The 25,978-nt window shown below is 68.8% G+C and carries 14 protein-coding genes; 5 read left to right on the forward strand and 9 right to left on the reverse strand.

Features of this window, described 5'->3' with window-relative positions:
- Positions 1-399: 399 nt before the first annotated feature.
- Complete coding sequence (locus AncyloWKF20_RS04160) at positions 400-1,215, reverse strand: hypothetical protein (RefSeq protein WP_279316655.1); 816 nt, start codon at positions 1,213-1,215, stop codon at positions 400-402.
- A 209-nt stretch (positions 1,216-1,424) separates the two neighbouring features.
- Here AncyloWKF20_RS04160 and AncyloWKF20_RS04165 point away from each other — a divergent pair, with 209 nt between their 5' ends.
- Both AncyloWKF20_RS04165 and AncyloWKF20_RS04170 read left to right on the forward strand, forming a co-directional pair.
- Positions 1,425-11,288 carry an autotransporter outer membrane beta-barrel domain-containing protein gene (locus AncyloWKF20_RS04165; protein ID WP_279316656.1) on the forward strand — a complete coding sequence of 3,288 codons (9,864 nt, stop codon included), beginning with the start codon at positions 1,425-1,427 and terminating at the stop codon, positions 11,286-11,288.
- Positions 11,289-11,537: 249 nt separating this feature from the next.
- Positions 11,538-12,104 (forward strand): cupin domain-containing protein, encoded by a 567-nt coding sequence (locus AncyloWKF20_RS04170; protein WP_279316657.1) that lies wholly within the window; start codon positions 11,538-11,540, stop codon positions 12,102-12,104.
- A gap of 1 nt (position 12,105) precedes the next feature.
- On the opposite strand, the gene AncyloWKF20_RS04175 is transcribed toward AncyloWKF20_RS04170, so the two are convergent.
- From AncyloWKF20_RS04175 to AncyloWKF20_RS04190, 4 genes are read right to left on the reverse strand one after another with little or no spacing between them, the layout of a single operon-like run.
- Positions 12,106-12,864, reverse strand: coding sequence for an ABC transporter permease (locus tag AncyloWKF20_RS04175; protein ID WP_279316658.1), 759 nt, complete (start codon positions 12,862-12,864; stop codon positions 12,106-12,108).
- Positions 12,861-13,784 (reverse strand): ABC transporter ATP-binding protein, encoded by a 924-nt coding sequence (locus tag AncyloWKF20_RS04180; protein WP_279316659.1) that lies wholly within the window; start codon positions 13,782-13,784, stop codon positions 12,861-12,863. Before AncyloWKF20_RS04180 ends, AncyloWKF20_RS04175 begins: the two co-directional genes overlap by 4 nt.
- Positions 13,781-15,010: an ABC transporter permease gene (locus AncyloWKF20_RS04185; protein ID WP_279316660.1), complete on the reverse strand. Its 1,230-nt coding sequence runs from the start codon at positions 15,008-15,010 to the stop codon at positions 13,781-13,783. The genes AncyloWKF20_RS04180 and AncyloWKF20_RS04185 overlap by 4 nt, the downstream gene beginning before the upstream one ends.
- A complete protein-coding gene (locus AncyloWKF20_RS04190) occupies positions 15,007-15,930 on the reverse strand; it encodes an ABC transporter substrate-binding protein (protein ID WP_279316661.1) in 924 nt (307 codons plus the stop codon). Before AncyloWKF20_RS04190 ends, AncyloWKF20_RS04185 begins: the two co-directional genes overlap by 4 nt.
- Positions 15,931-16,079: 149 nt before the next feature.
- On the opposite strand from AncyloWKF20_RS04190, the gene AncyloWKF20_RS04195 reads away from it, so the two are divergent.
- Entirely contained in the window at positions 16,080-16,982 is a 903-nt protein-coding gene (locus AncyloWKF20_RS04195) for a fatty acid desaturase (protein ID WP_279316662.1), read from the forward strand.
- Between the two features lie 24 nt (positions 16,983-17,006).
- On the opposite strand, the gene AncyloWKF20_RS04200 is transcribed toward AncyloWKF20_RS04195, so the two are convergent.
- Together AncyloWKF20_RS04200 and AncyloWKF20_RS04205 are read right to left on the reverse strand one after the other, a co-directional pair.
- Positions 17,007-17,849 (reverse strand): PhnD/SsuA/transferrin family substrate-binding protein, encoded by an 843-nt coding sequence (locus AncyloWKF20_RS04200; RefSeq protein ID WP_279316664.1) that lies wholly within the window; start codon positions 17,847-17,849, stop codon positions 17,007-17,009.
- Positions 17,850-17,906: 57 nt separating this feature from the next.
- Positions 17,907-19,685, reverse strand: a complete 1,779-nt coding sequence (locus tag AncyloWKF20_RS04205) for a methanol/ethanol family PQQ-dependent dehydrogenase (protein WP_279317878.1) — start codon at positions 19,683-19,685, stop codon at positions 17,907-17,909.
- 234 nt (positions 19,686-19,919) lie between these two features.
- Here AncyloWKF20_RS04205 and AncyloWKF20_RS04210 point away from each other — a divergent pair, with 234 nt between their 5' ends.
- The gene (locus tag AncyloWKF20_RS04210; protein WP_279316665.1) at positions 19,920-20,381 is read left to right on the forward strand and encodes a DoxX family protein; all 462 of its coding nucleotides are present in this window, start codon (positions 19,920-19,922) and stop codon (positions 20,379-20,381) included.
- Positions 20,382-20,387: 6 nt separating this feature from the next.
- Here the strand turns inward: AncyloWKF20_RS04210 and AncyloWKF20_RS04215 are convergent, their stop codons facing one another.
- Positions 20,388-21,611: a CaiB/BaiF CoA-transferase family protein gene (locus AncyloWKF20_RS04215; RefSeq protein WP_279316666.1), complete on the reverse strand. Its 1,224-nt coding sequence runs from the start codon at positions 21,609-21,611 to the stop codon at positions 20,388-20,390.
- A gap of 273 nt (positions 21,612-21,884) precedes the next feature.
- Between AncyloWKF20_RS04215 and AncyloWKF20_RS04220 the strand changes: the two genes are divergently transcribed.
- Positions 21,885-24,935, forward strand: coding sequence for a hypothetical protein (locus AncyloWKF20_RS04220; protein ID WP_279316667.1), 3,051 nt, complete (start codon positions 21,885-21,887; stop codon positions 24,933-24,935).
- 69 nt (positions 24,936-25,004) lie between these two features.
- Here AncyloWKF20_RS04220 and AncyloWKF20_RS04225 read toward each other — a convergent pair whose 3' ends face one another.
- Positions 25,005-25,970: an ABC transporter substrate-binding protein gene (locus AncyloWKF20_RS04225; RefSeq protein WP_279316668.1), complete on the reverse strand. Its 966-nt coding sequence runs from the start codon at positions 25,968-25,970 to the stop codon at positions 25,005-25,007.
- Positions 25,971-25,978: the final 8 nt, after the last annotated feature.

Raw genomic sequence — 25,978 nt, forward strand, 5'->3', positions numbered from 1 at the left:
GTGAGGCTATCGCAATGATGTTCGTCCGCTTTTGGGGATCCGCCCATTCGAACCCGAATGTCCGCAATGAGGGCGCAAGGCGGACGTCGCTGAAAGGCGGCGAGGGGCAGGCATGGGTCAGCATGCGTCATAGGGCTATAGCGAACACATAGTTCTCTTCTTGGTCGTTCACTGCCCGCCACACCGCCGATTCTATCCGGCGGTGCGAGCCACCCGCCGATTTCTGTATATTTTCAGATGCTTAGGCGCTGGGATAATATCCATTTCTATGCACCATGAAGGTCGCATGCGCGAATAACGGCTCGCCTTGCTGATGGCCTAACCGTTCGCCTTCGCTCGCTCCGGCGACACACCCGCGAGCGCAGCCGTTCAGCTTGGCGAAGGTGTTCTTGCGCCGATCTAGCTGTAAGCTTGTCGTTCCCCCTGTCTCAACGCCGTCAGGAAGATGAGGAAAATGACGGCATAGAACCGCTTGAGGGCCGGTTGCAGCGCCGGGCCTGCTCGATAGCCGTTCCGGCCCGGCTCTCTCGACGCCAGCCCGTATGTCTCGGCAAGCTGCAGGACATTGGTGACATGAGCGCGGGAGACGGAGAATTGCCGCGCGAGCTGGGTGATGGACAGGGCGTCGGCCGTGGCCAGGAGCGACACCAGCATGACGAGCCCAGCGTCGCGCTCCGCCACGTTACGGAGTTCGGGGGCGGCGTCGAAGGCCCGGACGCCCTGTCTGAAGCACTCCGCCATGGCGTGGAGGCATGGGCCATAGAGCCGATCGTCTGGTAATGCCCCGGCGTCCATCGCGGCCTCCGGGTCGATGTGGGCAATCGCCGCGAACATGCCGTCCCAGCGCTCGCGGTGCATCTGCAGAAGCGCCGCGCTCGGCATCAGACGCCGTTCCTTTGCATCGCGTCTCGGAGAGACGGTGAGCAGATTCTTGAAGCGCAGAGCGGCGAGGAAGGCCGTGGCTCGGCCGGCGCTGCACACGCCGAGATCCACGACCTCCCGGCGCAGCCGCGCTCCGGTAACCCCCCTGCCGCCGCTTTCGGTGAAATGGAGATCCAGAATGAGCAGGACGGTCAGCACCCGACCGCGATCATTCAGCAACCGGTTTCGAATCCAGCTTCCGTCATAAATCCGCACGGCATTTTCCGCAGCCGCCCGAACGGCCGCTGGAAATCCGGGCGCCGCCATGAGGTCGCCGAGCGCCGCATCGCTCAACACCCTCCCGACGGTTTCGGGAAACGGTGTGCAATCTCCAGGCGAGGCAACCATGCTTCGACGCAACTCAAGTCTATCCGGCCGATGATTCCAAAATGTGACGTTGCTTATAGCACGCCGTGTCTCCAAACCTTACTTAGGGGACCGTCTCCCTGAAATGTAGTGGTCGGTGCTGGCGACGCTGGCGTCGTTTTGCAGTGGACCAGGAAATGCGTATCGACGTCCTGACGTTGCTTTATCAACCGCTCGTCGCTGCCGCTCCCCGCCGATCCCTGCAAATACTGATGTCGTCAGCGGCGCTGTGTGCGTTGACCGCCTCTGCCGCCGCCCAGAGCACGGCACCCGCGATCGGGACCAGCACCCTCTCCAGCAATAACCAGACCGGCTACACGGGCGGCAGCGGCCAGAATGCCCAGGGGGTGTGCGATTACCCGCCTTATCCGGGGGCGGGGGGCGGCACGGCAAACTCCGCCACCATCGACTTCACGACCGGATTGAACTCCGGCGCGACCTATAACGCGACGATGGCTCTGGCGACCGCGGTCGGCGGGCAGGGTGGCGCGGGCGGCAGCGGCGGGAGCTGTTACGGTGGCTATCCCGGCGGCGCGGGCGGCGGCGGCGGCTATGTACAGATTGAGACCAGCACGCAGTCGGGTACCTACACCTTCACCTATACGGGGATCGTCGGCATCTCGCAGGGCGGGCGCGGCGGCAATGGCGGCAGCACGTCCAATGTCAGCTTTAATGGCGGCGGTGGCGGCGCGGGCGGCAGCGGCAGCGAAGTCTACATCGAGAACTACGTCGCGCTGACGACTTCGGGCCCAGATTCCTACGGCATCTGGGCGCAGAGCGTGGGCGGGCAAGGCGGCAATGGCGGCAACGAGACCAGCTCCGTCAGCAGCGGCAATGGCGGCGCCGCCGGCGCCGGCGGAACCGGCGGTCCGGTGGAGGTTTTCAACTTTGCCCCCATCACCTCCGAGACGACGGCTATCTTCGCCCAGAGCATCGGCGGGAATGGCGGCGACGGCGGCAGCGCCAATGGATGGTATGGCGGGGTGTCCGGCGGCGGCGGCTATGGCGGCGATAGCGGCCAAGTCAATGTTATGAACGGTCTCAATACCAACGCTGCCCTTACCACCAGCGGCGCGGGTGCCTACGGCATCTATGCCCAGTCGGTGGGCGGCGGCGGCGGCAATGCGGGCGTCGCTGCCGGCCTGATCGCGCTCGGGGGCTCGGGTGGACCTGCCGGCTATGGCGGGGCGGTCGAGGCTCTCAACTATTCCAGCATCACCACGACCGGCGGCTCGGCCGCCGCCATCTTCGCCCAATCGATCGGTGGCGCCGGCGGCTCGGGAGGCATGGCTTTCTCCGGTGCTCCGGACCTTGCGGTGGCGCTCGGCGGAACGGGCGGCGATGGCGGCGACGGTCAGCAGGTCGTGGTGGTCAATTCCGGCGACCTGTGCACCGGTGCTTGCAACGGGAGCGGCACGCCGAATTCGGCGGGAGGCTCCTACGGCATTCTCGCCCAGTCCATCGGCGGCGGTGGCGGCGCGGGCGGGTTCGGGCTGTCGGGGTCCGCCTCGCTGGTGGCGGGCGTATCGCTCACCGTGGGCGGCACCGGCGGCGAAGGTGGCGGCGGCTCCAGCATCTTCGTCGGCAATACCGGCAACATCACCACCTCTGAAATCAACTCCGCCGGCATTCTCGCCCAGGCGATCGGCGGCGGCGGCGGCGCGGGCGGCGGCAGCCTGGCGTTTGACCTCTCGGGCGGGATCTCGGCGGCCATCGCCCATGGCGGAACCGGCGGGACCGGTGGTGGCACAAGCCCGGTCGGCGTGAACTGCAACACCTATTCCGGCAATTCCGGCAATAACGACGCCTGCTCGACCATCACCTTCACCGGCTGGCAAACCATCTCCGGACCGGCCAGCTCCGCGCTGATCCTCACCCAGGGCGATAGTTCGCCGGGCATCGTCGCCCAGTCGATCGGCGGGGGCGGCGGCGCGGGCGGTTATGCCGTCTCGCTTTCAGGGTCGTCCGTCGGAGGCTTTTCGATGGCGTTCGGCGGCGCGGGCGCCAGCGGGGGCGATGGCAACAATGTCTATACCAGCACCAACGCCGCCAGCATCACCACCAATGGCGACGATTCCTCCGGCGTTGTCGGCCAGTCCATTGGCGGGGGCGGCGGCGCGGGTGGCGCGTCGATTTCCGGCACCGTCACGGCCGGTTCGGCCATTGGCATCGGTGTGGGCGGATCCGGCAGCGGGGGCGGTAGCTCGGCCTCGGTAACCGCCGACAATTCCGGCGGTGTCATCACCACCAATGGCGAACGCTCCCACGGCATTCTCGCCCAGGCTATCGGCGGCGGTGGCGGTGCTGGTGGCAACACCATTTCGGTGAATGCCGGCTCCATAGCCGGCAGCCTCGCCGTGGGCGGAGCCGGTGGCGCCGGCGGCACGGGCGGCGAGGTCTGGGTCTATAATCAGGACAGCGCCGTCAACAGCAGCTACGGATCGGCGGACATCACCGTCAATGGTTCCGGCTCGAGCGCCATCATGGCTCAATCGATCGGTGGTGGCGGCGGTAGCGGTGGCTTCAGCGTCAACACGGATCTCAGCATCTCCGCATCCGCCGGCATCACTGTCGGCGGGGCGGGCGGGGCGGGCAACAGCGCCGGCGACGTGACGGTGCTGAACTATGGCGACCTTACCTCGAACTATGGCGGTGCTCCGGTCCTTCTCGCGCAGTCCATCGGCGGGGGCGGCGGCAATGGCGGCTTTGTCGCCTCGGGTGATATCTCGGGCGACGGTGCCTTCGGCATCGCGGTCGGCGGCGGCGGGGGAGCCGGCTCGGGTGCGGGCACGGTCGTGGTGACCAGCTACGGCGTCATCACCGGCGCAGCGGGGAGCTACAACACGCAGCCACGTGGCACGGCGCCGGGCATTCTCGGCCAGTCCATCGGCGGCGGCGGCGGCAATGGCGGTTTTGCCGCCAGCGGCGATTTTTCCGGCTCCGCCTCGGGAAGTTTCACGGTCGGTGGCAGCGGCGGCGCGGGCGGCGCGGGCGCCGCCGTCGCCATCACGGCCAACGCACTCGTACAGATGAACGGCCCCTTCTCGCCGGGTGTCGTGGGACAAAGCCTCGGCGGTCAGGGCGGAAACGGCGGCTTCGCCGTGGCCGGGGGTCTGGGAGACAGCCTGTCAGCGGGCGTCAACCTTGGCGGCTCAGGCGGTGCGGGCGGCACTGCAGCCGGCGTTACCATCGAGACGCAGGACGTGATCTCGTATGGCTATAACCAGTCCGCTGGCATCATCGCGCAATCCATCGGCGGCAATGGCGGTAACGGCGGCTGGGACTTTGGCGGTGAACTCGGCGTCGGCGCGAGCGCCCCTGTCAGCATCGGCGGCACCGGCGGGACAGGGGGTGGAGGAAACGGCCTTGTCCAGGTGACCTCCAATGGCACCACCGCGACAAACGGCCTGTTCTCACCCGGCATCATAGCCCAATCCATCGGCGGCAATGGCGGCAATGGCGGGTTCACGGCCTCGGCGGCGGGCGCTGTCGTCTTCGCGTCAGATGTCTCGGTTGGCGGCGGCGGTGGCACCGGGGGCGGATCAAACACAGTCATTGTCACGGCGTCAGGCGACTTGACCACGAATGCAGACCAGTCGATCGGCATCCTCGCCCAATCCATCGGCGGCGCTGGCGGCAATGGCGGTTTCGCTATCGCTGGCGCGGGCTCCACCGGCGGCGGCGATGCCAAGATCGCTGTCGGCGGTGCGTCGTCTACCGGCGGCGGCGGGGGCTCCGGCCAGAATGCGGCAAACGTCACGGTAACGGCCGGCGACATCGGCACGGCCGGCTTCGGCTCAATCGCCGTTCTCGCCCAGTCGATTGGCGGCTCGGGTGGCAATGGCGGTTCGAGCCGGTCCTTCAGCCTGTCGGGTGCCGGATCGGAAACCGAAGGTTACGCGGCCTCCGTGGCCATCGGTGGTTCCGGCGCCTCGGGCGGCACGGGTCTCAACGTGACGGTGACGCAGGCGGGCACGATCCAGACCGGTCTGGGCAGCGGCCTCTCGGACCAGGCGGCCGGCATCGTCGCCCAATCCATCGGCGGCTCGGGCGGCAATGGCGGCTCAGCGTACGCGAACGCCATTTCCTCCACCGCCTCGGTCTCTGTCGCCCTTGGGGGCGGCGGAGCCAATGGCGGCAATGGCGGTACGGTGACCGTCAATAGCAACGCGGCCGGCACGTCCGGTCAGATCATGACCGAAGGGCAACATGCCTCCGCCATCATCGCCCAGTCCATCGGCGGCGGCGGCGGCAATGGCGGCTGGACCCAGTCCACCGCGTCGAGCAACGATTACGCGGCCGGCCTCGCCATTGGTGGCTTTGGCGGCGGCGGCGGTAGCGGTGCCCAAGCCTATGTGACCAATGGCAGCCAGCTTGTCACCTACGGCGCGCTGTCCTACGGCATTCTCGCGCAGTCGATCGGCGGCGGCGGCGGCAATGGCGGCGCGGCCTCCAGCACCAGCAATGCCGGCGACGGCGAGGAGCTTCAGGGCGGCGTGACCTCGGTCGCGGGAGCCGGTGCCGGACAGGACGCCAGCACGGTCAGTTCGGCGATCTCGGGCAGTTCCGGCTCCCAGCCGGAAAGCAGCAGCGATGGGGCGGTTTCGGGCATCGCCGCGTCCCTCACCATTGGCGGCTTTGGCGGCCTCGGCGGCACGGGCGATATCGTGGATGTCGTCAATGCGGGCGCCATCTTCACCTATGGCGACCAGGCCACGGCCATCCTCGCCCAGTCCATCGGCGGCGGCGGCGGCAGCGGCGGCGCGAGCAGCACCAATGCCAATGGCGATTCCTACGCCGCCTCCTTCAGCCTCGGCGGCGGGGGCGGGCCGGGGGGCGGCGGTGGCGATGTCTCGGTGGGATCCACCGGCTCCATACAGACCACCGGCCTCCAGGCCATGGGCATTTTCGCCCAGTCGGTGGGCGGCGGCGGCGGCGTGGGCGGGTCATCCTCCAACACCGCCTCGAGTGGCGGGCAGGCTGCGGTGAGCATGAGCCTTGGCGGCAGCGGCGGCAACGGTGGCGACGGCGGCACCGTCACCGTCACCTCGGGAGCCGCCTCAGGCTCCACCTTCATCAACACCCTCGGTCCGAACGCGGCAGGCATTTTTGCCCAGTCCGTGGGCGGCGGAGGTGGGTCGGGCGCGTCCAGCAGCGCGGCCGCTGCCGCGCCGGGCTCGTCCAGTTCCGGCGGCAACTCATCCAGCGCCACCGGCAGCCTGTCGGGCTCGGCGAGCGGCTCCAGCACCTCGTCTGCGGCCGGGCAAAGCGGCGGCAAGCCCGGCGCGCAATCCGGAAGCGATGGCGGGTATTCGCTGGCCATGAGCCTCGGCGGCAGCGGTGGGACCGCGGGCGATGGCAATGCGGTCTCGGTCACCAACACCTACGGAATATTCACAGGCTTCAATCTCGCGACCGGGACCAACAGCCTCGTTCCCGCCGACCAATCCCCGGCCATCTTCGCCCAATCGGTCGGCGGCGGCGGCGGCAATGGGGGCGCGAGCAGCACCAACAGCTCGGCAGGTGAATATAGCGGCTCGCTGGCGCTCGGTGGCAATGGTACCGCGGGTGGCGCGGGCGGTACTGTCACTGTCACCACCATTGGCACCCTGCAGACGACGGGCGCCAATTCCGCCGGCGTTTTCGCACAGTCGGTGGGTGGCGGCGGCGGCAATGGCGGATCTTCCTCGACGACGGATTCCACGGGCGGGACCATGGCGCTGGCGCTCGGCCTCGGCGGTTCGGGGACGGGCGGCGGCGATGGCGGAACGATCAACGTCACCGTCAATGCGGCGGTCGATGAGGCCAATCTCATGGGCATCGCCACGGCCGGTGCGACCTCCCACGGCGTCTTCGCCCAATCGGTGGGTGGAGGCGGCGGTAATGGCGGCGCGCTGATCGCGGCCGCGACCGGCGGCAGCACCAGCGACAGCTCCGGCGCGACCTCCTCGGCGTCGAGCAGCGGCACCTCGACCTCAACCTCGAACGGCGTTGCCCTGGCGATGGGACTTGGCGGGTCGGGCGGCGGCGGCGGCGCGGGCGGCAATGTGACGGTCACCACTTATGCTCCGATCCTGACGCTCGGCGCGCAATCGGTCGGCCTGTTCGTCCAATCGGTGGGCGGCGGCGGCGGCGCGGGCGGCGCCAGCACCACCAATGCCAATAGCGGCACTTATGCGCTGAGCCTTGCTTTGGGCGGTTCGGGGGCCAGTGGCGGCAGTGGCGGCAACGTGTCGGCAACGCAGAACGCCAGCACGGTCACCTATGGCGTGCTCGCCCACGGCATCCTCGCACAGTCCGTTGGCGGCGGTGGCGGCGTCGGCGGCGCCAGCAACAGCACCTCCGCAAGCGGCGGCGACGCCAACATCGCGCTCGGCCTCGGCGGCTCGGCCGGCACGGGCCAGATCGGCGGCAGCGTCAATGTGAATGTGAACGCCGAGGTCCAGACCAGCGGCTACGGCGCCATCGGCGTGCTCGGCCAGTCGGTCGCGGGTGGTGGCGGCGCCGGCGGCGCCAGCCATTCCAGCGCCTCGGGCGGCACCGTGGCGGGGGCCGTGACGCTGGGCAGCAGCGGCGGCACCGGCAATAACGGCGGCGCCGTCTCGATGAGCCAGTACAACAGCGCCCCCATCACCACCAGCGGCGGTGGCGCCCATGCCATGCTGTTGCAGTCCATCGGTGGCGGCGGCGGCGTTGGCGGCATCTCGACGTCGAGCACAGCCGGCGCGAGCAGCAGCGGGACGAGTTTCGCGCTCGGCGCCAGCGGCGGCGCCGGCGGGAATGGCGGCGACCTATCGCTGTGGACGATTTCCGGATCGATCACCACCAGCGGGCTGGGCGCGGCCGGCATCCTCGGCCAGTCGGTCGGCGGCGGCGGCGGCGCAGCCTCCTTGAGCAGCGTCACGGCATCGGCCGACACCAGCGACGGGGCGAGCGGCTACGCGGCCGGCGTGGCGCTTGGCGGAACGGGCGGCGCGGGGGGCGATGGCGGCACGATCACCTTCACCACGCAGGTGGGCATCGTGACGAGCGGCGCCCTCGCGCCCGCGGTGCTGGCCCAATCCATCGGCGGCGGCGGCGGTCTCGCCGTCGGCACAGTGACGCTCGACGCGAACCTTGCCACGTCCTCCGCCACCCTGTCGCTCGGCGGTTCGAATGGCGTTACCGGCGCCGGCGAGTCCGTCACGGTGACCAATTACTGGAACCTCGCGACGAGCGGCGTCGAATCCTATGGCATGGTCGGCCAGTCCATCGGCGGGGGCGGCGGCCTGTCCGGTCTTGTCGCTGGAGGCGGGAGCCCATCCTTCGATTCCGGCAGCACCGTCCAGCTCGGTACGCTCGGCACCAGTAGCGGCGGAGGTGGCGCGGTCTCGCTCGTCTCCTATGCCCCGATCCAGACGACGGGCGCGCGGGCGGTCGGCATGATCGCCCAGTCGATCGGCGGTGGCGGTGGCATCGCGGCAGCCCCGGGCTTCGGCAGCACCAGCGAGGCGAGCGTGACGCTCGGCGGCAGCGCGGGCGGTGACGCCGGCATCGTCTCGTCCACCTGGGCGCAGTACACGCTTTCAACCACCGGCGACTTCGCCATCGGAATGCTGGCTCAGTCCATCGGCGGCGGCGGCGGCCTCTCTACCGTCCCGGCGAGCACGGCAACGCTCGGCGGCACGGGCGGCGGCGCCGGCAACACCGTCACCGTCAGCACCGACGTGAACACGCTGATCTCCACCACCGGCGTCGGTGCCGTTGGCATCCTCGCGCAGTCGATCGGCGGAGGTGGCGGCGTGGTCGTCGGCGCTCCCGGTCAAGTCAGCTTCGCCGCCAACAGCACCGAAGCCGATGGCGCGGCGGTGTCGCTCACCATCAATGGCAACATCACCACCAGCGGCACCAATGCGGCCGGCGTCATCGCACAGTCGATCGGCGGCGGCGGCGGCGTGGTGCTGAGCGACGCGGCAACGAGCTGGACCGCCAGCGGTGGCGACGGCACGGGCGATTCCGTCACCGTGACGGTGTCGGGGTCGATCACCACCACTGGTGCCGGCGCGGATGGCGTCATCGCCCAGTCCGTCAGCAATGGCGGCGGTCTCGTCATCAACGGCACAACCGCTGAACTGGTGAACGGCACGCCCGCCAATTCGGGCAAGGTGACCGTGAGTGTCGTGGGCAGCGGCTCAATCATCGCCACCGGCGCAGGGTCGAACGGCATCAATGCACAGAACTACGGCGACCCGATCATCAACATCGCCTCGGGCGCCACGGTCATCGGCGGCGCGGGCGGCACGGCGATCACGAGCGTCGGCTCCGAGAACTACATCAACAATGACGGCCGGCTCTCCACCGTCGACGGCGCCGAGGGCATGGCCATCCGCGCCAGCGGCGGCTTCACCGAGGTCTCCAATGGCGGCGACCTGTTCGGAAACATCTCGCTCGCCGACGGCTTCGTGAACAGCGTCGTCAATCTGTCCACCGGAACGATCTATGCCGGCTCGTCCCTCGACCTTGGCGGACCGCAATCGGTTCTGCGCAACGACGGCGTGCTGCGCCGGGGCACCACCACCCTCGGCTCGACGGCCATTGATGGGTCACTCGTTCAGGGCGCGACCGGCAGCCTCGTGGTGCGCACCGACCAGATATCGCTCGGGGTCGACCAGTTCACCGTGAGTGGGACAGCCCAACTCTCGGGCGCCATTGTGGGCCAGGTCTATCGGCCGGGCTTGGCCATGCCGGGCGCGTTCTCTGTGCCCTTCCTCAGCGCGGCGGGCGGCGTCGATTGGTTGGGCCTGACGGCGATGGGTGATACGGCGATTCTCGACTTCTCGCTGTCCGGCTCCTCGGCGCTTCTGAGCCTCGACACCCTTATCGACTTCACTCCCGCGGGCCTGTCATCGGATGCGCAGGAGATCGGCGAGACCATCGGCATCATCCAGACCCGGGGCTCGTCGGGGCTGTTCCAGGCCCTTGTCCCGGCCCTGCTGGACATCCCGACCGTCGACCGGCTCGAGACCTCCTATCAGACGCTCGGGGGCGGCGCGGTCTCGCTGGTCCCCCAGAGCATGATCAACGCGACATCGGCAGCGATGGCGAGCGTCACCGATCAGATGGATGATTGGCGCCTGCGCCAGCGTCACGCGGCGCCGTCAAACGCGACCGGTGCGGCGCGGAGCCGCGAAACGTCGGCGACGTCGTATTTCTGGGGCGCTCCCATGGGCAGTTCGACCACCGGCGGCGGGCTCTCGGGCACCTTGCTCGGCATCACCATCGGCACGGATGGGGAACTGCCGGACCTGCCCGCGCTGGTCGGTTTCGCCGGCAACTTCTCCTCCACCAACCTGTCGGCGGATGACTACGGCGCCAGCACCTCAACCACCTATGGCGGGTTCAGCGCCTATGGCGTCTACGAGATGGGACAAGCCTATATCTCCGCCATCGCCACGCTCGACTATGGCAGCGCCGACTTCGACCGCAACCTCTATGCGCTCGGCCTCAACCTCGCGACAGATACGGATCTTGACGGAACGCTCCTCGGTAGCCGGATTGAAATCGGCTACAGCTTTGACATCGGCGACAGCGCGACGCTGACCCCCTTCGCCGCTTTCCAGCCCATGCAGCTCTGGCTGGGATCGGGCACGGAGAGTTTCGGTTCTCTGGGCGCTGGATTGACCTACGATTCCAGCACGATCACAGCGCTGCCGGTCTATCTGGGCGTGCAGTTCGACGGCCTGTGGCAGGGAACGAACGGGACAACCTATGCCCCCTTCCTGCGCGCCGCCTGGATGCACGACTTCAGCCCGGAGCGTGATGTCTCGCGCAGCTTTGCCGAGGCGCCGGACCTGACTTTCTCCGGAACACCGATCCCGGTCGTCACCGACGCGCTCGACCTGCATGCGGGACTTCAGGTCAATCTGCGCGGCAACATGAGTATCTCCGCCGGTTTCGACGCCCAGATTGGCGACGGCTATTCCGTCCTCGGCGCCAGCGGCAGCTTGCGCGTCAGGTGGTGAGCCGAAGGCAGGACGACGACGGGACGGCTCGCCGTTGGTCATAGTGCAATGGCGAACACATAGTTCTCTTCTTGGTCGCTCGCGGCCCGCCATTGCCCTTTCCCCGACAATCCGTGTGAACGAGCCGTCGCCTCGCCGCGATGGCTTGTGCCGCGTGGCGTCTTGATCGGCGGCTCGCAGCCGTCATCATGGGGCCGATGTGGCTTTGGTGGGCGGGCGAGGGTCGGCCCCCGGCGGGAGAACGAGACGATGAGCGACGATCCGCACGATCACTCCCACGATCACTCCCACGATCACTCCCACGATCACTCTCACCAGCACTCCCACGAGCACGCGCCCGATCAACCGCACGATCCCGACCACTGGAAGCATCATGGCGTGCGGGTCATCAAGGGCGACCGGCTCGATTCCAACACGGCGCAGACGCCCGGCATGTTCCGGCAGGCGGCGATCAACCATGCTCGCGTCGGGGCGCAGAAGATCTGGGCCGGCACGGTCACCATCCAGCCGGACGCCAAGACCGGCGTGCACCATCATGGCGCGCTGGAGAGCGTGATCTATGTGGTGCGTGGCAAGGCGCGGATGCGCTGGGGCGAGCGGCTCGAATATGTCGCCGAGGCCGAGGCGGGCGATTTCATCTTCGTGCCGCCCTATGTGCCGCATCAGGAGATCAACGCCGATCCGAACGCGCCGCTCGACTGCGTGCTGGTGCGCTCCGACAATGAGGCGGTGGTGGTGAACATCACCGATGTCGAGCCGGTGGAGAAGCCGGAAGCGGTCTACTGGGTCGACCCGATCCACAAGGTGCCGGACTAGCTCAGCCGTTCGTCGCGAGGCGCCGTTCCAGCTCGTCGAACCACAGATCGGTGGCGATGGCGAACAGGCCGACCAGCAGCGCCCCCTGCACCACATAGGCGGGGTTCGAGCCCGACAGGCCCTCGATGATCGGCGAGCCGAGGGTGAGGGCGCCCACCGTCGAGCCGATGGTCGCGGTGCCGATATTCAGGATCACCGAGGTGCGCACGCCCGACAGGATGACCGGGGCGGCGAGCGGCAGTTCAACCTTGAGCAGCCGCCCGCGCGGGGAGAGGCCGAGCCCGTCCGCCGCCTGCAATGTCGCCGCCGGCACCCCGCCGAGGCCGGCAATGGTGGCACTGACCACGGGCAGCAGCCCATAGGCGATGAGCGCGATCACCGTCGGCGCGCCGCCATAGCCGATGGCGGGCACGGCGAGCGCCAGAACGGCGGTGGGCGGAAAAGTCTGGCCGACGGCGGTAAGCGTATCGACCGGCCCGGCGAAATCCCGTCCCGCCGGGCGGGTCACGAAGACGCCAATGCCGACGCCGACGATCACCACCACAAGGCTGGCGGCCGCCACCAGCGCAGCATGGGACAAAGCGAGCTCGAGGAAGCTGGCGCGCGTGTAGAGCGGGCGGGCGAGATCGGGAAACAGCGCGTGGAACAGCGGCGCGCTATAGGGCAGCAAAAGCAGAGCGGCGGCGAAGGCAAGGCTGGCCCACAAAGCCGGGGAGCCGGCGCGGCGTGCGGCGCCGCTGCGGCTGGCGAGCGTGCTCATGGCGTCACCACATCGGCCAGCGCCAGCGCGCCGCGCCGCCCGCTGGCGTCGATCACCGCCAGCCGGTCGGTGCCGCGCGCCACCATCTGCGCCAGGGCGGCGTCGAGCGGCGCCTCGGCTTGGATCGGCTCGCCTTCCACAGTGGCGGCGAAGTCGGTCCGCTCCCCAACGCGGGTGACCTGCAAAAGCCGCAGCCCCCGCTTCGGTCCACCCACGAAACTCTCCACGAAGCCATTGGCCGGGTGGGTGAGGATGTCGCGCGGGCTGCCATGCTGGATCAGCCGGCCACTGTCGAGCACGGCGATGAGCGAGCCCAAGCGGATGGCTTCGTCAATGTCGTGGGTGACGATGATGATGGTCTTGCCGGTGCGCGCCTGGATGTCGAGCAGCGCCGCCTGCAGGCCGTCGCGCGTCACCGGGTCGAGCGCGCCGAAGGGCTCGTCCATCAGCAAGAGGTCGGGATCGGCGGCCAGCGCCCGCGCGACGCCGACGCGCTGCTGCTGGCCGCCGGAGAGTTCGTGCGGGCGGCGGTCGCGGTAGGTGTCGGGGTCGAGCCCGACCAGCGCCAGCAATTCGTCCACGCGCTGCGCGATGCGGGCGGTGGGCCAGCCGAGCAGATCGGGCACGGTGGCGATGTTGCGGGCGATGTTCCAGTGCGGGAACAGCCCGATGGACTGGATGACATAGCCGATGCGCCGGCGCAGCGTGACCGCCGGCAGGCCCGCGGCGTCGACGCCGTCGATCAGCACCCGCCCGCCATCCGGTTCGATCAGGCGGTTGATGAGGCGCAGCGTGGTGGATTTCCCGCAGCCGGAAGGCCCGACCAGCGCGCAGATCGCGCCGGTGGGGATGGTGAGGCTGATCTGGTCGACGGCCGTGGTCGCGCCGAAGCGCTTGGTCAGGCGGTCCAGCACGATCATCCGCGCACCCTCCGTGTGACGAGCGCGCCAAGGCTGCGCAGGGTGAAGTCGGCGGTGAGCGCCAGGGCGATGGCGGAGAGCGCGCCGAGCAGGATGAGGTCGGTCGCGGTCTGGCCGAGCCCCTGGAAGATGAAGGCGCCAAGCCCGCCGGCGCCAATCAGCGCGGCGACCACGGTGAGGCCGATAAGCTGGACGACCACCACGCGGAGCGCGGCGAGCAGAACGGGCGCGGCCAGCGGCAGGCTGACACGCCACAGGATCTGCACGTCGCTCAGCCCCATGCCGCGTGCCGCGTCGGTCACGGCGGGCGGAACCGAGGCGAGCCCGGTGAAGGTGCCGCGCGCGACGGGGAGCAGGCCATAGAAGGTCAGCGCGATGATGGCCGGCGCCGCGCCGATGCCACTGATGCCGAGATCGCGCAGCAGGGGAAAGCTGCCGGCCAGCGCCGAGAGGGGGCCGATCAGCAGGCCGAAAAAGGCGATGGAGGGGATGGTCTGGACGAGGTTGAGCGTCGCGAAGACCGGCTTGCGCCAGCCGGGACGGCGCAGCGCGGCAAGGCCGAGGAGGGCGCCGAGCGGCACCGCGCCGGCAAGGGCGCCGCCGACCAGGGCGATGTGGCGGGCGAGTTCGCTCCAATAGGCGTCACGCCGGTTGGTGAATTCGCGGGCGATGGAGAGGTCCGACAGCGCGCCCGACAGCGCCAGCGCCAGCAAGGCGCCGGCGACGGCGAGCGCGATGAGCGTTTGCCCCGCTGCGCGGGTGCTGAGGCGGCCACTCGCGTCCGCCAGCGCGAAGCCGGCGCCGGCGGTTACAATCCAGAAGGCGGCACCGAGCGAGGTGCGGGCGACCGGCCCGCTCGCCGCCACGACGAGGCTCGCCGCCTGCGCCGCCGCGACCACCCCGCCGACCAGCAATAGCGCGGCAAGCGCGGCGACGAGGCGATCCCGCCACAGGGCCGAGCGCACCAGCGCCGCCGCGCCGAGCGCGACGACCAGCGCCGCGATCAACCCGGCGACGGCAGGCTCGACCGCCTGCCACAGGGCGACCGGCTTGCCGCTGACGATGCGGTTCGCCGCGACGGAGACGAAGCCGAGGCTGCCCAGGGCCACCACCATGCCGGTGACGATGAGCACCAGCAGGGGATTGGCGCGCGACGGCGCCACCGAGGGCCGCGGCGTTGCCGCCGCGACCTCGGCAAGGGCGATGCCGTCGCCGGCAAGACTCACTTCAACAGGCCTTTCTGCGTCAGATAGGCCTTGGCCACGGTGCGCGCGTCCTGCCCCTCGATCTGCACCTTGGCGTTCAGCGCCTGCAGCGTCTCGAGATTCAGCGTCGCGAAGGCCGGGGCGAGGAGGGTGGCGATCTGCGGGTATTTCTCCAGCGTCGCCGCCCGCACGACAGGCGCCGGCTCATAGACCGCCTGCACGCCCTTGGTGTCGGTCAGCACTTTCAGCCCGAGCGCGGCGATGCCGCCATCCGTGCCATAGACCATGGCGGCGTTGACGCCGGAGGTGCCTTCCGCGGCAGCCTTGATGGTCGCGGCGGTGTCGCCACCGGAGAGCACCAAGAGCTGGTCGGGTTTCAGCGTGAAGCCGTAGGCGGTCTGGAAGGCGGGCAGGGCGGCCGCGCTCTCGACGAACTCGGCCGATCCGGCAAGCTTCACCTTGCCGCCCCCGGCGACCCATTTGCCGAAATCGTCGAGCGTCGCGAGCTTGTTCGCCTGCGCCACGTCGCCCCGCACGGCGATCGCCCAGGTGTTGTTCGCCGGGGCGGGTTGCAGCCAGACGAGCTTGTTGGCGGCGTCCAGCTCCTTGGCCTTGGCATAGGCGGTGTCCGCCTTCTTCCAGGCGGGGTCCGCGTCGACATTGAAGAAGAAGCCGGCATTGCCGGTATATTCCGGATAGATGTCGACCTCGCCCTGGATCAGCGCGGTGCGCACGATCTTGGTCGGGCCGAGCGAGATGCGCTCCTTCACCGGCAGGCCGCCCTGTTCCAGCAGCAGGGCGATGATGTTGCCGAGCACCGCGCCCTCGGTGTCGATCTTGGAGGCGACGGTGATCGTGTCGGCGGCGCGAACCGGGGCCACGGCGCCAAGGCCAAGGCCGGTCGCCAGCGCGGCGACGGCGAGAACACGGCTGAAGCTCATTCTGGACTCCCTCATTCGCGCCGTCACCCCGCGCGTCGGATAGCTGGACAAATAGCTATTAAATTTATAGACAATATAGCATGAAGCCGTTCCCGGCTGTCCTGTCAACCTTTCCAGCCACCTGTCGTTCCAGCCCCCGAGTCCGCCCCATGCCGTCCCGCCGCCTCGAATGGCCGACCATTGCTCTCGCACTCATTATCTATGGCGGCTGGCTCATTCTGACATGGGCGTGGGCGCATGTGCCGCTGCTCGGACTCTGCGCCGTTGGCGGCTGGCTGGTGGCTTGGCAGGGCTCGCTGCAGCACGAGGTGATGCACGGCCATCCGACGCGCTCGCGGCGGATCAACGACGCGGTCGGCTGGCCGCCGCTGTCGCTGTGGCTACCCTACACGATCTACAAGAGCGCGCATCTGCGCCACCATAAGGACGAGAACCTGACCGATCCGATCGAGGATCCCGAGTCGGTCTATCTGCGCCAGACCGACTGGGACCGGCTGCATCCCGTGGTCCGCGCCATCCTCACCTTCAACATGACGCTGGTCGGCCGGCTCACTCTCGGCCCGCTCATCATGATCGGTGGCTTTCTCTGGACCGAACTCGGTGCGGTGTGGCGCGGCGAGGGGAGCGGGCGCCGCTCCGCCCGGCGCATCTGGGCCCGCCATACCGTGGGCGTCGCCGCCGTGCTGATCTGGGTGGTCGGCGTGTGCGGCATGCCGTTGTGGCTGTACCTGTTCGCCTTCGTCTATGTCGGCGCGGCGCTGACGCGGCTGCGCTCCTTTGCCGAGCATCGCTTCGCCGAGCGGCACGAGGAGCGCACCGCCATCGTCGAGAAGGGCGGGCTGCTCGGCCTGCTCTATCTCAACAACAACCTGCATGTGCTGCATCATTTGCGCCCCGGCGTGCCCTGGTATCGGCTGCCCGCGCAGTACCGGGCGGAGCGCGCGGCGCTGGTGGAGCGCAATGGCGGGCTGGTCTATGCCGGTTATCTGGATGTCGCCCGCCGTTTCCTGCTGCGCGCCCATGACAATCCGCGCCATCCGCGCGCATCCTGACGGCGAGCGGCCGGTGGGCCGCGCTCAGGCGAGCGTGGGATAGCCCGCCGCCACCGCCGCGCGCTCCAGTTCCAGCACGCGGTCATATTCCGCCTCGGCAATGTGGGCGAAGCCGGTGAGGCCGAAGGCGGCTCGGGCCGGCGCGGCGCTCTCGTCGGCCAGCAGCGCCTCGAGCGCCCGCCGCACCGCCGCGACATAGGCCTCGGACCGCTCCACCGGTACGACCAGCGGCAAAGCCGGGGTCGCCGGCGTCTCGCCGATGACCTTCACGCCCGCGACGCGTTCCGGCGCATGGCGCGCGGCGAGGGCAAAGGTCACGCCATCAATGGTCGCCACATCGGCGCGCCCCTCCGTCACGGCGGCGAGGCTGATCAGGTGGCCGCCAGTCTCGATCACCCGCGCGAAGAAGGGACGCCCCTCCGCCAGCGGTGCGACAGTGGCGCGGAACAGGTTCATGCCGGTGTTGCTGTCGCGGCCATTGATCGCCGCCACCCGCCCGCGCAGATCGGCGAGCGTGCGTGCCGGATCCTCTGCCCGCACCACGATGGCGCTGCAATGCCAGCCGTCCCGCGCGAAGGGCGAGGCATAGACCGGGGTGGCGACGGGCTTCAGCCGGCCGGCATAGAGCGTGCGGAGCGGATAGCCGCAGGTATGGCCGAGCGCGAGGCGTGGATCGGCCAACGCGTCGCCGATCGTCCGGTCGCGGTCGAGCGCGATGGGCAGGTGCCCGACGCTGTCCTCCACCCCCTCCGCCACCAGCGCGCGCCGCAGCGCCGCCCAGAGCTGATCCTGCGCCGCGTGGAGATAGGGCGGGTCATACATGCCCAGCGTCACCACGGCATCGGCGGAGGCGGGCAGGGCGGTCATGGCAGGCCTCTTGGGTAGCGTCGCGAGGAGAGGGCGGGGGCAACCGGCGCCGCCCGTTCACTCCGGCAGGGCGAAGACGGTGAGCTGGCCGCCCAGCGCGGTGTAGCTGGAGAGCGCCGCATAAGCGTCCTTGGCGCCGGAGCCGGCATTGGGATCGGTCAGCCCGGCCGCGAGGCCGATGCCGGCCCAGCCGCCGACGCCGGAGAGCACCGCCACATATTGCCGGCCGCGATGCTGATAGGTCATCACATTGCCGACGATACCGGAGGGCGTCTTGAAGCGGTAGAGCTCCCGGCCCGTCGCGGCATCCACCGCCTTCAGATAGCCTTCCAGCGTGCCGTAGAACACCAGCCCGCCGGCGGTGGCGAGCGCGCCGGACCAGACCGAGAAACGTTCCGGCACCTGCCAGACCACGCGGCCCTTCAGATTGTCCCAGGCGATGAAGCGGCCAGTACGGCCTTCCGCGTCCGGCGGCGGGTACATGGTCAGCGTCGCCCCGACATAAGGCTGGCCGGCGGCGTAATCGACATGGAAGGGCTCGTAATCCATGCAGAGCTGGGTGCCCGGCACATAGAACAGGCCGGTGTCCGGCGAATAGGCCGCCGGCTGCTGGTTCTTGGCGCCGATGGCGGCCGGGCAGATGCCGGAATAGGTGACGTCCTCACCCTCGGCTTCCGTGCCATAGCGCGGGTCGCGGAGCGGCCTTCCATAGGTCGGGCTCGCTTTGTCCATGTCGATGCCGCGCGCCCAGTTCACCCCCTCCGCGAAGGGCGCGGCGACCAGCAATTCGCCGGTGGCGCGGTCGAGCGTGTAGGCGAAGCCGTTGCGGTCGAAATGGGTGAGCAGCGGCCGGGGGCGGCTATCCACGGTCTGATCGGTCAGGATCATTTCGTTGACGCCGTCATAGTCCCACTCGTCATGCGGGGTCATCTGGTAGACCCAGCGCGCCACGCCGGTATCCGCGTCGCGGGCGAAGATGGCGGAGGCCCAGCGATTGTCGCCCGGCCGCTGGGTCGGGTTCCAGGTGCCGGGATTGGCGGTGCCGTAATAGATGAGGTTCAGCCGGGGATCATAGGAGAACCAGCCCCAGGGCGCGCCGCCGCCGAGCGTCCATTGCTCGCCCTCCCAGCTCTTCAGCGAGGAATCCGGCCCGACCGGCCTGCCGAGTTCGGTGGTCTTGTCCGGGTCCACCCGCATGTCGGCATCCGGCCCGGTAGAATAGGCCCGCCAGAGCCGGGCGCCGTCCTTTAGCGCATAGGCGGTGATATGACCGCGCGCCCCGAACTCCGCGCCGGCGATGCCGACGATCAGCTTGTCCTTCACCGGCATCACCGTGGCGGTGTTGGATTCGCCGTGCTTGGGGTCGCCATTGGCCACCTTCCAGCGCACCGCGCCGGTCTTGGCGTCGAGCGCGACAATGGTGGTGTCGGCCTGCGCGAGGAACACCATGCCGTCCGCATAGGCGAGGCCGCGATTGACGAGGTCGCAGCACATGATGCCGGCGACGTCGCGCGTCTGCTGCGGCTCGTAGCGCCAGAGGATGCGGCCGTCATGGTCGAGATCAAGCGCGTAGACGATGTTCGGAAAGGGCGTGTGGACATACATCACCCCGTCCACCACCAGCGGGCTGCCCTCATGCCCCCGCAGCACGCCGGTCGAGAAGGTCCAGGCGACGTGGAGCTGCCCGACATTGGCGGGGGTGATCTGGTCGAGGCGGGAATAGCGGGTGTTGGCGTAGTCGAGCGTCTGCAGCACCTGAACGGCAGGGTCGGCCATGCGGGCGAGCACATCGTCATTGGCGCGGGCATGGCCTCCGGCCAACAGCGCGAGCCCCATCGCAAGCGCGGCGAGCCCACCCCGAAGCGTCCCGGATGCTGTCATGCCCGGCTCCCCTTGCCGATGGCGCGTGAGCCGCGCCGCCCGCTTCGATAGCACGCCCGCCCGGCCCGGCGGCAAGATCGCGTTGGGGAAGCGCGCCGCCGCTCGCGTCGGGTGGTGAATGCCAATGTTGACACTATTAACATTCGGCGCCACTGATGCGTTCCCTCATCCCTTTACCGCGTGTCGCCCGTGCTGTTCTTCGTTCTCGTCGCCCTCGCCAGCGGGCTGGCCTATCTCGTCCAGGCGCTCGCGATGCCCGCTGCCGATGTGCCGCTTGCCATGGCGTGGGGGCTGGCCTTCGGGCTGGTCTTCGCCGGGGTCGATCACCTGCGCACGCCCGAGCGCTACCGGGCGATGCTGCCGCGCGCGGTGCCATGGCCGGGCTTCGTTATCGCCTTTACGGGTCTGTGCGAAATCGCCGGCGCGGTCGGGGTGCTCCTGCCGCCGACGCGGCCGCTCGCCGGCTGGATGCTCGCGCTCTATTTCGTCTGCGTCTTCCCTGCGAACATCCGCAACGCCGTCGAAGGATTGGCGGTGGACGGCCTGCCCGGCGCGCGCTGGTACTATTGGGTCCGCCTTCCGTTCCAGCCGCTCATCATTTGGTGGGCGCTGTTCGCCAGCGGCGCGACGGGCTGGCCGTTTGCCGGCTGAATTCCCCTAGATGGCGCCGGTCGCGCGCAGCCGCGCCCGCTCGGCGGCGTCGAGGCCGAGCACATCCGCCAGTACCTCGTCCGTATGCTGGCCGAGCAGGGGCGGCGGCAGCGGCGCGTCCATCGGCGAGTCGGCGAGCCGCAAGGGTGAGCGCACGCTCGCCGCCATGCCGCCCAGCGCGTGCGGGATGGACAGAGCAAGCCCGCGCGCCAGCGCCTGCGGCTCGGCGAAGGCCTGAGCGATGGTGTTGATCGGCCCAGCCGGAATGCCGGCGGCGTCAAGCATGGCGAGCCATTCTGCCGTGGTCTGCCGCTTCAGCGCCTGCGCGACGACCGGAATCAGGCTGTCGCGATGGGCGACACGCGCGGCATTGGTGGCGTAGCGCTCATCCCCCGCCAGTTCCGGCAGCTCCGCCAGCCGGCAGAAGCGGGCGAACTGCCCGTCATTGCCGATGGCGAGGATGAGGTGGCCATCCGCCGTCTCGAACGCCTGATAGGGCACGATATTGGGGTGGGCATTGCCGAGCCGGCGCGGCGCGGTGCCGCCGACGAGGAAGTTCAGCGCCTGATTGGCGAGGCTCGCCATGGCGACATCGAACAAGGCCATGTCGATATGCTGGCCGCGCCCGGTGCGTTCGCGCTGCTGGAGCGCGGCGAGGATGGCGATGGTGGCGTTGAGCCCGGTCAGCACGTCGATCAGCGCGACGCCGACCTTTTGCGGCTCATCCTCAGGGCTGCCGGTCACCGACATCAGGCCCGCCATGCCCTGGATCATGAAGTCGTAGCCCGCGCGCCCCGCCTCCGGCCCGTCCTGCCCGAAGCCGGTGATCGAGCAGTAGACAAGGCGCGAGTTGAGGGCGGCGAGGCTCGCATAATCGAGGCCATAGCGCGTGAGCCCGCCGACCTTGAAATTCTCCACCACCACATCGCTCGCGGCGGCGAGGCGCCGGATCAGCGCCTGCCCGTCCGGCTGCGCCATGTCGATGGTGACCGAGCGCTTCGAGCGATTGGCGCAGAGGAAATAGGCGCTCTCGCGCGTCGGATCGCCCTCGCCATCCGCCAGCCAGGGCGGCCCCCAGCCACGCGTATCGTCGCCGCTGCCGGGCTTCTCGACCTTGATGACCTCGGCACCCAGATCGCCCAGCGCCTGCGTCGCCCACGGCCCCGCCAGCACGCGGGAGAGATCCAGCACGCGAATGCCGCTGAGGGCTTGTGGGCTGCCAGCTTCCATCGCGATTCTCCCGCGTCCTCATCCGTGCGGCGGTCTAGCGCAACTTCGCGCGCCCGGCGATGCTGCGGCAGATCGCGCACGTGGCGTTCCAGCGCGATGTCGTCGCGGTGGATGAGGCGTTGATGTTCAAAATTGTCGCCAATTTCATCTCGACTTCTGCATAACTCCTTGCAACGATATTGCCGGGGCAGGGGGATCGAAGGCGGCGGCGTTCAGTCGGCGGGCGCCATAAAATCTTTCGCTGCATGTATTCGCTGCGTTTGTCTGTGCAACGTGCCTCGTCGGGCGCGTTGTTTGCATTCCGCAGTTTCCAAAGCGGAAGTATCCATGACTGTACGTATGTTTGGCGTTGCGGCTGGCATCACCCTTGTGTTGTCGGGCATGTTCGTATCGTCCCCCGCCCGGGCGCAAGTGGATGGCATCATCAATCTGATGGGCCAGGCGATCCAGATGGACATGCAGCGCCAGCAATATGAGCGCCAGCGTGCCTATCAGGAGCAGCAGCGGCGCGAGGCGATCCGGCAGGAGCAGGCGCGGCGGCAGGCCGAGATCAACGCCATTCGCGAGCAGGAGGCGGTCGTTATCCGCCGCGTGCAGACGGCGTTGGCCGAACTCGGCTTCTACAAGGGCAAGATCAGCGGCGTGCGTGGACCGGATACCCGCAAGGCCGAGAGCGCCTACTGCGCCGCCTTCGGGCTCGCGCCTTTCGAGGCGAGCGACGCGCAGATGGCCCAGCTCGAGGCTCTGGCCGCGAAGGGGTTCCGCAGCCCCAAGGAGGCGGAGGCCGCGGCAACTGCGGGGTTCAGCACGCGCAAGGATATGGCCGCCGCCCAGGCGGGCGGGTTCTCGACCGCGCGCGATTATGCCGAGGCCAGGGCCAAGGGCTTCGAGCAGCGCGAGGAATATCTGCTGTTCCTCCAGTCCGGCCTCAGCGATCGCACTGCCTTTCTTCAGGAACGCAACCTGCTCGTGAAGCGGAAGGAGGCGAGCGATGCCTGCGTGGCGGCCTCCGCCAAGTTCGTCGATCCCGCCAAGGCCGTCGAGACGTGCCTGGACGCCATCAATCTCGGGGTGACCGGCTCCGCCTTTACCGATGCCTACGCCGCCGTCGGCCAGAAGTTGGAGGCGCGCATGGCCGAAGCCGCCGCGCTGGCCGCCGAGCCGCAAAAGCTCGCGTCGACCGAAAAGGTGAAGCTGAAGGACGCGCGCAAGAACGCCAAGGACGCCGGTGCCGGGGCCGTGCTCGAAGCGCGGATGCGCACGGGCGAGCTGCTCAAGGCGCATGCCTGTGGCGAGGCGGTGCTCAACAAGGATTATCCGGTCGCCCTGTCCAAGTGCCGTGTCGAGGCGGGCGATCTGCTGTCCGTGCCGCAACTGGCGCTGCTCAGCACCGCGACGGAGCAGGAGAAGAGCGAGAGCGAGAAGGCGGCGGCCGAGCAGGCCCGGCTGGCGCTGGAGGCCGCACGGAGCCGCGCCGCGGAACTGCTGCGCCAGGTCGAGGACTTTGCCTCCGCGCAGCGTTTTGGCGCGGCCGTGGACATCGCCAAGGCCATCGTCGCTGTGCGGCAGAGCCAGTCCAGCGACGACGCGGCCACGATCCAGCAGGCGAACCAGAAGCTGGAGACCTATCTGGCGAAGGAGGTGGCTTTCCAGACCTTCGTCGTCGAGCGGGAGCGCAACGCCCGCCAGCTCAAGGTGAACGCCGCCGCGACCGCGCAGGCGGAGCTGACCCGCCTGCAATCCTTCCTGCAGCAGTACATCGCAGACAACATCCTCGACAAGAACATCGACGCCCTGCTCGCCTTGCAGGCGGACCTTGCGGCGGCCCAGTCGCCCGACGATGTCGAGCGCACCATCCGCGTGCAGCGGGACGGCCGCGAGCGGTTGTACAAGCTCGGCCTGCAAGCGAAGTTCGATGCCTACAAGATCCCTGAAACGTCCGCCGCCATCGCCAAGGGCACCGAGGTCGCGGGGAACGGGCTCGCCGTCAATGTGGCGAATGAGGCGCTCCTCAAGGGCGAGGGGCGGGATGTCCTGGTGCTCGGCAATTTCACCGCGTGGGCGCCGCATCTGATCATCAATCTCGTCGGCGAGACCGCGTTCGATGGCCGGCGGGCCACGACCTGCTGGTTCGGCGACGAGGCCCGCGCGCCCGAAAGCACGCGGGCCGCCCTCCAGCGCCTGAAGGCGATGGGCGTCGACGAGATCGTCGAGACCGGCCGCTGCGACGCCGGCACGGTGGGCCGGATCGACGTGGTGCTGCTCCAGCGCGACCGGTTCCTCGCAAGCGACCTGGTGGCGGCGCGCGCGCTCGTCGAGCGTTTCGAGAAGGGCGATGTCCGCCTGCTCCATGTGGTCGCGTGGAGCGAGATTGGGGCTACCGCGCAGAATGACGACGGCACCGCGCGCACCATCGAGGCGGATATCGGCGCCGGGGCACGTGCTGGTTTCGGCCTCATCACCTTCAAGACCAGCGCCAATCGCGTGTGTCTGGTGGTGGCGGAGGCCGAGCTGCCGGTCCACGAGCTTGTGGTTACCGAGCGCCGCAACGGTCTCGACCGGTTCGTCACGGCGGATGTCGTGCGGGCCCGGTTCACCGTCGAGCGGGTTTTTGTCAGCATCCAGCGGCAGGAATGTTCGGCTGTCTATGCTGAGCAGGCTGACCTGAAAGCGCTGCTGACCGGCCTCCAGCGCGCGAAGCTCACCTATGCGGTCGTGCCCGTGTGGCTGTCGCCGGACGACATCAGCGCCGCAGCGGCCCGCCGCGCGGAGCTCGATCGCCAGCAGCAGGCCGAACTGGCCTCCCGCAAGCAGACCGCCGAGGGTTTGCAGCAGCTCGAAGCGGAGAAGCAGGCCGAGCAGGAGCGGGTGCGCGCAGCCCGGCAGGCGGAGCTGCGGACCCGCTACGGCCAGGAAGCGGCGGCGGCCACCAATGAACTGGCCGATCTCTCCCGGCGCTTCTTCGCCTCCGGTGGCAGCTCGCCTTTCCGCGAGCTGTTCCCCCGCGCGGCGCAATGGCGCGACCGCCGCGAGGCGGATCACTGGGACTTCACCGACACCGACACGGCGCTGGTCGACTATGGCACGGCCGAGTGGAAGGGGCGGCGCACGGAAGTGGTGTTCATCGAGGCGCGCGTTTCCACCCGTAACCGCGCGCTGGGCGAGAACGCGACCACCTGCTTCGTGCTGGGCTATCTCATCGATGCGGAATTCAAGGTGCGGCGCGATCCGCTTGAACTGCCCTGCGCCGATGAGGCGTCCGGGATAACCGCGTGGACATCCGGTCGCGCCTTTGAAAGCCGCTGGCTGGTGAGCGCCAACTAGCCGGAGCTCTTCCCCTCGACCGCGACCGGTTCTCGCGAACCGGTCGCGGCGGAGGCGCGGAGGAGCGGGCTAGAACGGGCTGTTCGGGAAGTAGAACTGCGCGGCGTTTTCCGGGGTGATGAGGGTCGAGCCGATGATGAAGCGGCCATAGACCGGCGTGTCGGAGACGAAGCGCAGCGCGGTGACTTCCAGCGCGGTGGAGATCTGCGCGGGGGTGTAGGACACGTCCACCGGGATCTGCGGATCCTTGTCCATCACCCGCTTGATGATCTCCTTCATGCCGGCGCCGCCGACGATCCACATTTCCTTCTGCCGGCCGGCCTGGGCGATGGCTTCCATCACGCCCAGCGCCATGTCGTCATCGGCCGCCCACACCGCGTCGATCTTCTTGTGCTTGGACAGGTAGTCCTGCATCACCGCGAAGGCCTTGTCGCGGTTCCAGTTGCCGTGCTGCATGTCGATGATTTCGATGCCCGAGCCCTTGATGGCGGCCTGGAAGGCCTCCACCCGCTCATTGTCGAGCGTGGTCGGGATGCCGCGCAGCACGACGATCTTGGCACCGGATTTGAGGTTCGCCTTGAAATACTCGCCGGCCACGCGGCCGAAGGCGACGTTGTCGCCGGCGACATAGAGATCCTCGATACCGGGTTGGGACAGGCCGCGATCGACCACGGTGACCCATTTGCCGGCGTCCTTCACCGCCTTCACCGGGCTGGTCAGTGGCTCGGATTCAAAGGGCAGCACCACCAGCGCGTCGATGTTGCGGGTGGCCATCATGTCCTCGATGTCGTTCACCTGCTTGCCGACGGCGCCGGCGGTGGCGAGCACGAAGTCGAGGTTCGGGTAGGTCGCCTTCAGCCGCTTGATGGTTTCCTGCGCGTGCCAGTTCAGCCCGCCCATGAAGCCGTGGGTGGCGGAGGGGATCGAGACGCCGATCACCGCCTTCTTGCCCTGCGCGGCGGCGGGCGTGGCAAGGCCGGCGGTGGCGGCCGCGGCGGCGATGGCGCCCGTGGTGAGGAATGTCCTGCGTTCCATTGTCGTCT

The organism is Ancylobacter sp. WKF20 (genome assembly GCF_029760895.1).
Lineage (GTDB): Bacteria > Pseudomonadota > Alphaproteobacteria > Rhizobiales > Xanthobacteraceae > Ancylobacter.